Genomic DNA, 12,450 nt, shown 5'->3' on the forward strand with positions numbered 1-12,450 from the left:
TGATCAATATATTTAAGGGGGAATTTATTTTGTCATCCATATGGCCTCAACTACTTCTTCAGGTCATACTCATTGCCATCAACGCCTACTTTGCTGCCACTGAGATCGCAGTAATCTCATTAAACGAGGCACTTATCCGCAAGCAGGCCGAAGGCGGCGACCGCAAGGCAGCCAAGCTGCTCCGGATCGTAGAGATGCCCACCCGGTTTCTCTCCACCATCCAGATCGGCATCACCCTGGCCGGTTTCCTGGGGTCTGCCTTTGCCGCCGACAATCTGGCCGGACCCCTTACCCAGTGGGCGGTATCCACGTTCGCGCTGACCGGGCCTGTGGTGGCCACGGTTCGTACCCTGTCTGTGATCGTGGTCACTGTGATCCTCTCCTTCTTTACTCTGGTCTTTGGCGAACTGGTACCCAAGCGGGTGGCCATGAAAAAGAGCGAAGCGGTGGCCCGTTTTTCCTGCGGTGTGGTCAGTCTGCTGGCCACCGTCATGCGCCCGCTGATCTGGCTGCTTACCATCTCCACCAACGCCGTCCTGTGGCTCTTCCGCATCAATCCCAATGATGAGGATAAGGAGGTATCCGAGGAGGGGCTGCGTATACTTATCGACCTGAGTGAGGAGAAGGGTGCTATTGAGACCGAAGAGAAGGAAATGATCGAAAATATTTTCGAGTTTAACAATATGACCGCCGCCGACGTGATGGTCCACCGCACCGACATGGTCATGCTGCGGGCGGAGGATACCCCGGAGAAGATCGAAAAGGCCATTGAGGAATCCGGCCTGTCCCGCTTCCCCGTCTACGAGGAGGACGCCGACGACATCATCGGTATCCTCTCCACCCGGGAGTGGCTCATCAACGCCCGCAAGCCCCAGCCCAAGCCCCTGCGGGAGCTGCTCCGCCGCCCCTACTTCGTGCCCCAGTCGGTGCGTACCGACCTGCTGTTCCGGGATATGCAGAGCAAAAAGGTCCACCTGTCCATCGTGGTAGATGAATACGGCGGCACCGCCGGACTGGTCACCATGGAGGACCTGCTGGAGGAAATCGTGGGCAACATCTACGACGAATTCGATCCTCAGGAGGACCTGGAGATCATCCCCCTGGGGGAGGACCGCTGGCGGGTGGCCGGCTCCGCCGAGCTGGAAGAGCTCTTCGACGCTCTGGGCATGGAAATGCTGGAAGAGGAGGAATCGGAAACTCTGGGCGGGCTGGTGTACGCCCAGCTCTCCGTCATTCCCGAGGACGGCAGCCACCCTGAGGTGAACATCTACGGCCTGCACATCCGGGTGGAGGAGCTGTCAGAACGCCGGGTAGAGTGGGCCACCGTGACCAAACTCTCTCCCCCGCCGGAGGAGGAAGAGGAACACACCGGCCACAAAAAAGAATCCTGAAATTCAGGCGTGCCGCTGATTTGGGCGGCACGCCTGAATTATTGTTGCTGTTTTGCGCCATCCTCTTGTTAATTCCACAAAAAATTTCCTTTTTTATTTGGTGAAGATGTCTCTTGAACCCTCCTTTTCACCGTGCTAAACTATTTTTAGTACTAAAAAATAGTTTTTTGGAGGCGTGTGCAATGTCTCATTCCGGTCTGCTCCGGCGCTATCTGATCTTTCTGGCAGGCGTCCTGTGCTCGGCCCTTGGCATCTCTCTGATCACCCTGGCCGGAATGGGCACCTCTGCGGTATCCAGCCTGGCCTATGTACTCACCTATGTGTTCCCCGGCATTTCTCTGGGTACCTTCACCTTTGTGGTGAACTGCGTCATGCTGGGCGGCCAGATCCTGATCCTGCGCAAGAAGTTCCGGCCCATCCAGCTGCTCCAGGTCCCCTTCACCTTCCTCTTCTCCTGCTGCATTGACCTGTGGATGGGGCTGCTGGGCGACCTGGTGCCTCAGTCCTACGCCAGCCACTGGGTGGTACTGCTGATGGGCTGTACCTGTCTGGGCCTGGGCGTGGCTCTGGAGGTCATTCCCAACGTGCTCATTCTCCCCTGCGAGGGCTTTGTGCGGGTGTGCAGCCAGGAGTTCCACTGGGACTTCGGCAAGACCAAGACCGGCTTCGACCTGACCATGGTGGCCGCCGCCACCCTGCTGTCCCTGCTGGATCTGGGAGCTGTGTACGGCCTGCGGGAGGGCACCGTAGTGTGCGCCCTGACGGTGGGCTACATCTCCCGGTTCTTCTGTAAGCGGCTGGCCTTCCTGGTAAAGAAGCCGGAGGAAAACCATCTGCCCGACACCGGCGTCTCTGCTGCATAACAAATTAAAAAACAGCTGCAAGCCAATGGCTTGCAGCTGTTTTTTTGTTCCGCTTATTTCAGCCGGTTCAGAATCACCTGGGCTGCCTTCACGCCGGAGGCGCCTGCCTGGGCCAGACCCCGGGTAACGCCCGCGCCGTCGCCTACGGCAAAGAAGCCGGGCAGAGAGGTCTCCAGCTCGCCGGACAGGGCCAGCCGGGCGGAGTAGAACTTCACCTCAGCGCCATAGAGCAGGGTGTCATAGTTTGCAGTACCGGGGGCAATCTTATCCAGCTGGTAGATCATCTCGATGATATCGTCCAGCTGCCGCTTGGGCAGGGCCAGGGACAGATCGCCGGGGACAGCAGCGGTGAGGGTGGGCCGGACAAAGGATTTGCTCATCCGGTGCTCGTTGGTGCGGATGCCGCTAACCAGATCCCCGAACCGCTGGACCAGCACGCCGCCGGCCAACATATTGGACAGGGAGGCAATATGCTTGCCGTAGCGGTAGGGCTCGTTGAAGGGCTGGGTGAACCGGTTGGACACCAGCAGGGCGAAGTTGGTGTTCTCGCTCTGGAGGGCGGGGTCAGAATAGGAATGGCCGTTGACGGTGTTGATGCCCTCCACGCTCTCGGCTACCACATGGCCGTAGGGATTCATGCAGAAGGTACGCACCTGATCGCCATACTGCTTGGTGCGGTAGACCAGCTTGGACTCGTACACCACGTCGGTGATGTGCTCAAAGACCTTGGCGGGCAGCTCCACCCGCACGCCGATGTCCACCTGGTTGTTGATGAGCTGGATGCCCAGGTCCTTGCACTGGTTGGAGAACCACTCGGCACCGGAGCGGCCGGGACCGGCGATGAGCCAGGTGCAGTCGATCTCATCGCCCTTCTCGGTGATGAGGCGGTAGCCCTCCCCCTTCAGATCCATGATCTTGGTGACAGCGGTGTTGAAATGGAACTCCACACCCTTGCGGCACTCCTCATAGATGCTCTGCAGGATCTTCAGGTTGTTCTCGGTACCCAGGTGCTTACACCGGGCCTGGAGCAGGTGGAGGTCGTGCTCCAGGGCCCGCTTCTCCAGGGCACGAGCCGCCGGGGTATCGGTGGAGAACACTTTGTCGGTGGCTCCGTGCTTCATGTTGATGGAGTCCACATAGTCGATGAGGCTCATGACCTCTTCCTTGGGCATGAAGTCGGTGAGCCAGCCGCCGAACGCGGTGGTGAAGTTATATTTGCCGTCGGAAAAGGCGCCGGCGCCGCCAAAACCGCACATGGTGCCGCACACCTTGCAGTGGACGCACTCCTTCACCTTGCCCGCCACAATGGGGCAGCTGCGGGTATAGATATCGGCCCCCTGATCCAGGGCCACCACCTTGAGGCCGGGGTTGCGGTGCATCAGCTCGTACCCGGCGAAAATACCGGCTTCGCCGCAGCCCAGAATGGCAACGTCATACCGTGTGTTCATGTGCGATCTCTCACTTTACGTCATATTTGGAAGGGGTGTAACCCACCTTTCCAATTTGATATTATACCAAAAGGTCTTATTTTTGACAACGCCGTTGACCCATCCAGGCTGAAAAATTTTTAGGCAGCCCATCAAATTTTTCCCCGCGCTACGGAAACCCCTTGACAAATAAAGTTTACTATTGTAACCTTTATTTAGGCTACAATAGTAAACTTTTAAGGAGGCCGCTATGTGTATTGGTGCTGAAAAGATCCAGGATGCCGAGCTGGAGGTTATGAAGGCCCTGTGGAGCCTGCCCCAGCCGGCGCCGCTGTCGGAGCTGCGCCGCATTCTGTCCGCCCGGTGCGGCTGGGAGGACTCCACCGTCAAGACCCTGCTGCGCCGTCTGTGCGAAAAGGGGGCCGTTCAGCTGGAGCGCCGGGGAATGTACCGGGCGGTCATCACCCAGGCCCAATATGGCCGCTGGTCCGCCCGCCACCTGGTGGACCAGGTGTTCAACGGCAGTGCCAAAAAGCTGGTGGCCTCCCTGCTGTCCGACGGCCAGCTGAGCCAAGCAGAGATCGCCGAGCTGTCCGCCCTGTTCCATCAGGAGGAATCCACATGAAAGAGGTACTGCTTACCCTGCTCTCCCTCACCCTGTCCGGTTCCCTGCTGTGTGTGCTTGTACTGCTACTGCGCCCCGTGACGGGAAACAGGGTGCCCAGGGCCGTCTCCTATTATCTCTGGCTGGCGGTGCTGCTCCGCTTTCTGATCCCCTTCGGCTACGGCATCACCCTGCCCCAGCTCCCTCAGCCTACCCAGGAGATGGTCCAGCAGGAAACCATCCTTCCCGAACGGCAGGACCAGACGGACACACAGACCGCTCCCATTACTCCGCCGTCGGAGCCGATCACGGTGGAGCAACCGGAGATAACCCAGCCCTCCGCCCCGGCAATTTTCCTCCCCGGCGTGCTGGTTTTCCTGTGGCTGGCGGTTGGGGCTGGTTTCTTCTTCTGGCATATCGCCGCTTATGCCCGCTTTTCCCGCCGGGTCCGTACCTCTCTCGCCCCGCCAACGGCGGAGGCCCTGGCCCTGTTTGAAGAGCTGGGCCACGGCAGCCGGGTGAGGCTGGCCCAAAGCGGCCAGGTGGACGCCCCCATGCTGCTGGGGGTCTTTCGGCCAGTGATCGTCCTGCCCCAGGGTGGGCCGTCCCTTCCTCCTCAGGCTCTGGCCGCCGCCCTCCGCCATGAGCTCACCCATGCCCGGCGGTGGGACATCTGCTACAAGTGGCTGGTAGTGCTGGTGGCCAGCCTCCACTGGTTCAATCCCCTGGTCCACTGGATGGGGCGGCGCATCGCGCTGGACTGCGAGCTGTCCTGCGACGAGGCGGTGGTCCGCGCCCTGGCGCCGGAGCAGAGGATGGCCTACGGGGATATGCTGTTGCTGCTGGCCGCCCGGCCCGGAAGACCCTCCCCCTGGATGGCCGCCCCCCTCTGTCAGGAGGGGAAGCGGCTGAAAACCCGGCTTCTGGGGATCAAGGGCTATCGCAAGCCGGGCAAAGGGGCAGTCTGCCTGGCCCTGGTTCTGGGGCTGGTGGTCACCTGCTGCGCCTGCGGGATGGTGGATACTCACCCCCCGGCTGCGGCCACAGCAGAGAACACCGTCCAGCGGGGCGGAGCGTCCTCCGTCTCCGCCGGCACTCCCACCGGCGGGGAGCTCAGTGCCTATGGTCCGCTTCTGTCCCGGTATGCGGAGGCCCTGCTTCGCAAACGACCGCCGATCGACTTTCCGGACCTGCTGCTCGTCCTCATTTGCCCCTCCTGGGACCCGGCTGGTACCATCGGCTACACACTCCGTGATCTAAACGGCGACGGGGTAGAGGAGCTATTGATGGGCTTTGTGGGCAGCGAATTCTGGAGCATGGATGAGGGCTATGTCTTTGCCATCTACACCCTGGTGGACGGCCAGCCCGTGCTGGCGGTGGAGGGCTGGGAGCGGAGCCTGTATGTGGTGCGCGAGGACAACATCCTCTGCCACAACGGCTCCAGCGGCGCGGGGCGGACAGCATGGAACCAGTACCGGTTCGATCCGTCGGCGGAGGGCTATTTGGCGCTGTTGGACCACGTGTCCGAGCCGGAGGACGGCGAGGAAGCCTGGACCATCGGGGATAGCTGGATGGAATCCGGCGTCTCCCTCCCCTACACCCCCTTCGCAGGCAGCGGGGTGCGTGCCTATCAGGACATCCTGCTGGGACAGGCACCTTTCCTCTGTGTGGACGGCTCCGGCCAGGAAGTTCCCACCCTTCTCCCTGACATCCCACTTGCCTTCAGTCCCTACAGCTCCTATGCCACTGTAACGGAGTTTGCTGTCCTGGACCTGGACGGTGACGGAAGCCGGGAGGTAGTCCTCCGGGTCACCGACGTGGCCAATGACATGGGCGGCTACGTGGTCTTACGCCAGGAGGGGGACGAGATCATGGGCTATCCCAGCCACTGGCGCACCTTCTGGTATCTGAAAACCGACGGTACGTTTACTTACTCTTATACCGCCGGCACGGAGGACGGCATTGCTTCCGCCCGCTTCGGGGAAGACGGCCTTACCCTAGAAAAGCACATCCGCTGTGAGATGGAGGCTTGGGAGCCCAAAGCCTTTGAAGTGGATGGCCGGCCCGTCTCCCAGACCGAGTATGAGGCCGCCCTGGAGGCACAGGCCCAAAAACCGGACGCGGTATGGTATGAGCTGAACGAGACCAACATCCAACAACTGACGGCATAGAAATACGCCTGGACAACCCTTTCAGGGTTGTCCAGGCGTATACTGCTCCACTTCCACGCCGGTATAGTACCACTTCAAAATTTCCTCATAGCTTTCGCCCTCCTGGGCCAGGGCGTTGGCCCCGTACTGGCTCATGCCCACCCCGTGTCCGTAGCCGGTGACCGAAAAGGTCACCCCGTCCGCCCCGGCGGAGACGGTGAAGCTGGTGGACCGCAGGGAAAACAGGGTGCGCAGCTCCTGTCCGCTGATGGTGACGCCCCCCACGTCCATGCTGCTCACGCCCCCGGCGGAGTTGGACACGGTGTTGGAAAACCACCCGGACGGGTCCCCCGACAGGTCCGCCCCGGGATACTTGGCCAACAGCTTGGTTTTAAATTCCTCCGCCGTCAGGGTGACGTTGGAGTGGTAGTTGGGCACCTCCTCCCCCTCGGGGCTGTCCACTCCGGTGAGATAGGGCACCGAATTGCCCCACACCTCCACCGCGTCCACCGTCCGCCCGTCGGCGGAGGAGAAAAAGACGGCCTGAATGGGGCTGCCCTCATAGAGTACCGCCACCCCGTCGGTGTCTGCCACGGCGGCGGCGATCTTGTCGGTATATATCTGGGCGTTGGTTCCCCAGCTGGCGGCGGCATCCTCCCGGGTGCGGTAGGCCTGGCAGCAGTTCACGTCGGTACACAGGTCGGCCTCCGGGTGACCGGAGGTCTCCCGCTCCATTTTGGAATAGGTATAAGTGCGGGCGGCCACCGCCTGGGCCTTCAGGGCTTCGCTCTCAAAGGCGGCGGGCATCTCGGCGGCCACCACCCCCCACAGGTAGTCGTCCAGGGCCATGGTTTCCACCGTGCCGTCGGACCGCTTTACCGTTACCTGCTGGGCGCTGTCCAGGGCCGGCTCCGGTGTGACCACCGTGCGGTCAATGGGCAGACTGCCGCTTTCCACCGGCAGAGCCCCCTCCCCCTGGGGCACCAGCAGCAGCGGCAGCAGGAAAAGGGCCAGCAGCAGGGCCAGGGCAACCGCCGCCACCTGTCTCATTGGAAACACCGTCCTCTCTTTTTGCAAGTTATCATTCATTCCATTTCAATTTTTACTTCGTCTACTTTCCATATTGACTGTGCCGCAAAATGGTTGTACAATACCGTGTAAAAGAATTTGGGCAAAGGAGAGGCTGGAAATGCAAAACGCCGAGAAGGGAACATCCATGGACTTCATAGAGAGTCTATGTCAGGAATATCGCAAACATAACCAGATCGACCCGGCATATTACGAGCGCTATCGGGTCAAGCGGGGCCTGCGCAACGCCGACGGCACCGGCGTCATGGCGGGCGTCACCCAGATCGGCAACGTGCTGGGCTATTACCTCCAGGACGGCGAGCGCTTTCCCGCCCCCGGCAAGCTGATCTACCGGGGCATCGATGTGGAGGAGCTGGTGGACGGCTTCGTGCGGGAGAACCGGTTCGGCTTTGAGGAGACCGCCTATCTGCTGCTGTTCGGCACCCTGCCCACCCGGGAGCAGCTCACCGCCTTCCAGCAGATGCTCACCGACAACCACACCCTGCCCCATATGTTCACCGAGGACATGATCATCAAGGCCCCCAGTCCCGACGTGATGAACAAGCTGGCCCGCTCGGTGCTGGCTCTGTACTCCTATGACGACAACCCCGACGATATGTCCCTGTCCAATCAGCTGCGGCAGGCCATCCAGCTCATCGCCCGGGTGCCCGTCATTGTGGCCCACGCCTTTGCCGTGAAGCGCCACTACTACAACGACGAGTCTCTCTACCTCCACCGGCCTCAGGCCGGACTCAGCGTGGCGGAGAACTTTCTCTACTCCGTCCGCCACGACAACAAGTTCACCGAGCAGGAGGCCCGGCTGCTGGACCTGTGCCTGGTGCTCCACGCCGAGCACGGCGGCGGCAACAACTCCGCCTTCGCCTGCCGGGTGCTCTCCTCCTCCGGCACCGACTTCTACTCCTCCATCGCCGCTGCCGTAGGCTCCCTGAAGGGCCCCCGCCACGGCGGCGCCAACAAGAAGGTCATGGAGATGTTCGGCTACATCGAGGACGCGGTAAAGGACTGGAAGGACGAGGACGAGGTGCGCGCCTTCCTGGGCAAGCTGCTGCGGAAGGAAGCCGGCGACAAGTCGGGCCTCATCTACGGCATGGGCCACGCCATCTACACCATCTCCGACCCCCGTGCCGTCATCCTCAAGAAGTTCGCCAAGAAGCTGGCTGAGACCAAGGGGATGCTGGACGAGTTCGAGCTGTACGAGACGGTGGAGCGGCTCACCCCCGAGGTGCTTCTCTCCGTCAAGGGGGAGGACAAGGTGGTGTGCGCCAATGTGGACCTGTTCTCCGGCATGGTGTACAAGATGATGGGCATCCCCCAGGAGCTGTACACCCCCCTGTTCGCCGTGGCCCGTATCGTGGGCTGGTGCGCCCACCGCATCGAGGAGGTCTACCAGCCGGGCAACCGCATCATCCGTCCCGCCTACAAGGCGGTGGCTCCCATGCGGCCCTTCGTGCCCCTGGACCAGCGATAACAGAATAACAGAACAAAAACAAAGACGTGCTGCATAGCAGCACGTCTTTGTTTTGAAGGGATTGGAAGTATCACTCCCGGGTGGGGGTCTCCATGCTGAAGCTGTCGCAGTCGGCGTCGCCATCCTCGTCCACAGAGACGGTGGCGTCAAACTTGGCCTTGTAGCGGTCGCCGTAGTCGTCGATCACGGTGATGTAGCCATTGACCTCATAGGTGCCGTCGCCGTTGTCATCGGTGTTGGTCACAGAGGCCAGGACGTTCTTCACGTTGGCATAACTGAACATACACTCCACAGCCGCCTCGGACTGTACCGCCAGACGGATGGCGTCGGAGTGGTCCTCCTCTTCCGGCGCGGCGGAACCGCCGCCGCAGGCGCACAGACCCAGCATCATGACCAGGGCCAGCGCAAGGGAAACAACCTTTTTCATAGCGATCCTTCTTTCCTCTCGAAATGGCACAGGCTTGAACAGACCTGTAAAACCTGAACCTTTTCTTAAAGTATAAAGAATTCTTCCCACCGGCACAATGAGCTGGCTGCATAGTGTTTATAAAAAAGGAGACGCTGCTGTGCAGCGTCTCCTTTTTTTCTTTCAATTAACCCAGGGTGCAGCCGGCGGGCACCTTGTCGTCCAGCATGAGCAGGTGGAGCTCCTCGTGGCCCTCGGCTCCCTCCTTCACGGCGGAGATGAGCATACCGTTGGACTCCAGGCCCATCATCTTCCGGGGGGCCAGGTTGACGCAGGCCACCACGGTCTTGCCGATCAGATCCTCGGGCTCGTAATACTCATGGATGCCGGAGAGAATCTGACGGGGCTGTCCCTCGCCGCAGTCCAGGGTGAAGCGGAGCAGCTTCTTGCTCTTCTTCACCGCCTCGCAGGAAAGCACCTTGGCGGTGACGAACTTCACCTTGGCGAAGTCGTCGATGGTAATATACTCGGGCTCAGCTTTGGCAGCGGCTTCCGCCTTGGCGGCCTCCTCCAGAGCGGCCAGCTCCTCCAGCTCCTTGGCAGCGTCGATGCGGGGGAAGAGGTTCTCACCCTTGCTCACGGGAGCCTGGTCGGACAGCGCGCCCCACACACCGGCGGACTCCCAGGTGCGCTGGCTGTCGTCGGCGCCGATCTGGGCAAAGATCTTCGCGCAGGTCTCGGGCATGAAGGGGGTGAGGAGCACGGCGGAAATGCGCACGCACTCCAGCAGATTGTACAGCACATGGGCCAGACGGTCCTGCTGGGTCTCGTCCTTGGCCAGAGCCCAGGGCTTGTTCTCATCGATATACTTGTTGGCCCGGCCGATGAGCTTGAATACCTCCATCAGGGCATCCTGGAAGGCATACTGCTCCATCTTGTCCTCATAGGTGTTGCGCAGCTGGGCGGCCATGGCGATGAGCTCCACGTCGAACTTCTGGGGATCGTCCTCAGGGAACTGCATGGACAGGCCCACATTGCCCATGGACTGAGCCACCAGATTGGCCAGATCCGCCTCGTCTCCGGTGGCGCCGCAGCCGGCAGGCAGGTGCGCGCCGAAGTACTTGCCCACCATGGCGGTGGTACGGCTCACCAGATTGCCCAGGTCGTTGGCCAGGTCGGTGTTGATGCGGCCGATGAGGGCCTCATTGGAGAAGTTGCCGTCGGTGCCGAAGGGGAACTCCCGCAGCAGGAAGTAGCGCAGGGAATCCACGCCGTAGCGCTGGGCCAGCAGATAGGGGTCCACCACGTTGCCCTTGGACTTGCTCATCTTGCCGCCGTCCAGCAGCAGCCAGCCGTGGCCGAACACCTTCTTGGGCAGGGGCATCTCCATGCTCATGAGCATGGCGGGCCAGATGATGGAGTGGAAGCGGACGATCTCCTTGCCGATGAAGTGGACGTCGGCAGGCCAGTACTTCTCAAAGTCGTGGTACTTGTCGTTCATGAAGCCCAGGGCGGTGGTGTAGTTGAAGAGGGCGTCGATCCACACATACACCACATGGCCGGGGTCGAAGTCCACGGGAATGCCCCACTGGAAGGAGGTACGGGAGACGCACAGGTCCTCCAGGCCGGGCTTGATGAAGTTGTTCACCATCTCGTTGACCCGGCTGCGGGGCTCCAGGAAGTCGGTGTTCTCCAGCAGGTCCTGGATGCGGTCGGCGTACTTGCTCAGCCGGAAGAAGTAGGCCTCCTCCTCGGCGTCCTGGACCTCACGGCCGCAGTCGGGGCACTTGCCGTCCACCAGCTGGCTCTCGGTCCAGAAGGACTCGCAGGGCTTGCAGTACTTGCCCACATACTTGCCCTTGTAGATGTCGCCCTTCTCATACATCTTCTTAAAGATCTTCTGGATGGCGGCCACATGGTAGTCGTCGGTGGTGCGGATGAACCGGTCATTGGAAATGTTCATCAGCTTCCACAGGTCCTTGACGCCCTGGGGGCCCTCCACGATGTTGTCCACATACTCCTTGGGGGAGACGCCGGCGGCCTTGGCCTTGTCCTCGATCTTCTGGCCGTGCTCGTCGGTGCCGGTGAGGAACATCACATCATAGCCGCACAGCCGCTTATACCGGGCCATAGCATCGGTGGCCACAGTGCAGTAGGCATGGCCGATGTGGAGCTTGTCCGAGGGGTAGTAAATGGGGGTGGTGATATAAAATTTCTTTTTCTCAGACATCAGAGGATCCCTCCGTATCGTTCTCGACCGGCTCCTCTGGCAGAGGCCGGGCGGCATTGTACAGCAGCAAAGCGCTGGAAGTCAGCAGATAGAGAATGGTAAAGCCATAGAGCACCAGGGTGGCCCAGTCGTGCTCATCGGCCAGGGTGACCAGGGAGAAATACACACCCATCAGGCAGAAGAACACCGCGGGGCCGCACTTACCCTTGTCAAAGGAGAAACCGGCGATAAAGTAGAGCCCCAGCAGGCCGGCGATGATGCCGAAGAGCTCGTATACATAGTCCAGCTGCACCGGGTCCCCCGCCCGCACCTGGTAGGCGGCGATGAGCCACACGCAGAAGGCAAAGGCCGGGATGAGCAGAGGCACGCTGTACTTGCCCTTGTTCTCCCCCTTAAAATTGTCCCGCACCGTGGACATGACGCACAGGCCGGAGGCCACCGCCAGCACCGCCACAATGAGGCGGGTGTAGATGGGATTGGCCCCGGTGGCAAAGTCATAGGCCATCAGACCGCCCGCCCCGATGAGCAGGAAGCCGGAGAGTATTCCCGCCATGGCATACAGGGTATTATTCTTGGCGGAAAAGGCCTGGTCATAGCCGCTGAAGCGGGGATACTTCCCCATAAAGCTGAGGATCAGCAGCACGGCAGCCACCACTACCGACAGGGCGATGAGGGCCATGGTGGCAGAAGCGCCGGAGATGGGAAGGCCGGTGTCCGCCTCAAAAGCGGTGGCCAGTTCCCAGCGCCGCAGGGCGAAGCCAGCCCCGCCGCCCACCACCGCAATGGCGGGCAAAAGGATCTCTTTTCGCATGGTCAGCATCC

Annotated in this window: 10 protein-coding genes; 5 read left to right on the forward strand and 5 right to left on the reverse strand. The window is 61.0% G+C overall.

All coding sequences use genetic code 11. From position 1 onward, the window contains the following. Positions 1-29: 29 nt before the first annotated feature. Together B5F94_RS07535 and B5F94_RS07540 are read left to right on the forward strand one after the other, a co-directional pair. Positions 30-1,391 (forward strand): hemolysin family protein, encoded by a 1,362-nt coding sequence (locus B5F94_RS07535; protein ID WP_242965624.1) that lies wholly within the window; start codon positions 30-32, stop codon positions 1,389-1,391. A gap of 182 nt (positions 1,392-1,573) precedes the next feature. Further along, positions 1,574-2,254 (forward strand): YczE/YyaS/YitT family protein, encoded by a 681-nt coding sequence (locus tag B5F94_RS07540; protein ID WP_087329110.1) that lies wholly within the window; start codon positions 1,574-1,576, stop codon positions 2,252-2,254. A 53-nt stretch (positions 2,255-2,307) separates the two neighbouring features. On the opposite strand, the gene B5F94_RS07545 is transcribed toward B5F94_RS07540, so the two are convergent. After that, positions 2,308-3,702, reverse strand: coding sequence for an NAD(P)/FAD-dependent oxidoreductase (locus B5F94_RS07545; RefSeq protein WP_087268971.1), 1,395 nt, complete (start codon positions 3,700-3,702; stop codon positions 2,308-2,310). 229 nt (positions 3,703-3,931) lie between these two features. Here B5F94_RS07545 and B5F94_RS07550 point away from each other — a divergent pair, with 229 nt between their 5' ends. Next, positions 3,932-4,306 (forward strand): BlaI/MecI/CopY family transcriptional regulator, encoded by a 375-nt coding sequence (locus tag B5F94_RS07550; RefSeq protein ID WP_087189002.1) that lies wholly within the window; start codon positions 3,932-3,934, stop codon positions 4,304-4,306. After that, a complete protein-coding gene (locus B5F94_RS07555) occupies positions 4,303-6,456 on the forward strand; it encodes a M56 family metallopeptidase (protein ID WP_087329113.1) in 2,154 nt (717 codons plus the stop codon). Before B5F94_RS07550 ends, B5F94_RS07555 begins: the two co-directional genes overlap by 4 nt. A 21-nt stretch (positions 6,457-6,477) precedes the next feature. Here the strand turns inward: B5F94_RS07555 and spoIID are convergent, their stop codons facing one another. Next, positions 6,478-7,485 (reverse strand): stage II sporulation protein D, encoded by a 1,008-nt coding sequence (gene spoIID, locus B5F94_RS07560; protein ID WP_087329115.1) that lies wholly within the window; start codon positions 7,483-7,485, stop codon positions 6,478-6,480. 166 nt (positions 7,486-7,651) lie between these two features. Here spoIID and B5F94_RS07565 point away from each other — a divergent pair, with 166 nt between their 5' ends. Then, on the forward strand, positions 7,652-8,992 hold the full coding sequence (locus B5F94_RS07565; protein WP_242965625.1) for a citrate/2-methylcitrate synthase: 1,341 nt from the start codon (positions 7,652-7,654) through the stop codon (positions 8,990-8,992). A 70-nt stretch (positions 8,993-9,062) separates the two neighbouring features. Here B5F94_RS07565 and B5F94_RS07570 read toward each other — a convergent pair whose 3' ends face one another. The 3 genes from B5F94_RS07570 to B5F94_RS07580 all read right to left on the reverse strand — a co-directional run bounded on the left by B5F94_RS07570 (position 9,063) and on the right by B5F94_RS07580 (position 12,439). Next, complete coding sequence (locus tag B5F94_RS07570) at positions 9,063-9,419, reverse strand: hypothetical protein (RefSeq protein WP_087329120.1); 357 nt, start codon at positions 9,417-9,419, stop codon at positions 9,063-9,065. A 166-nt stretch (positions 9,420-9,585) separates the two neighbouring features. Further along, entirely contained in the window at positions 9,586-11,628 is a 2,043-nt protein-coding gene (gene metG / locus B5F94_RS07575) for a methionine--tRNA ligase (protein ID WP_087329122.1), read from the reverse strand. Beyond that, positions 11,621-12,439 (reverse strand): hypothetical protein, encoded by an 819-nt coding sequence (locus B5F94_RS07580; protein ID WP_087329124.1) that lies wholly within the window; start codon positions 12,437-12,439, stop codon positions 11,621-11,623. Before B5F94_RS07580 ends, metG begins: the two co-directional genes overlap by 8 nt. Between the last annotated feature and the right edge of the window lie 11 nt (positions 12,440-12,450).

The sequence above is a fragment of the Flavonifractor sp. An4 genome, from assembly GCF_002161755.1.
Lineage (GTDB): Bacteria > Bacillota > Clostridia > Oscillospirales > Oscillospiraceae > Flavonifractor > Flavonifractor avicola.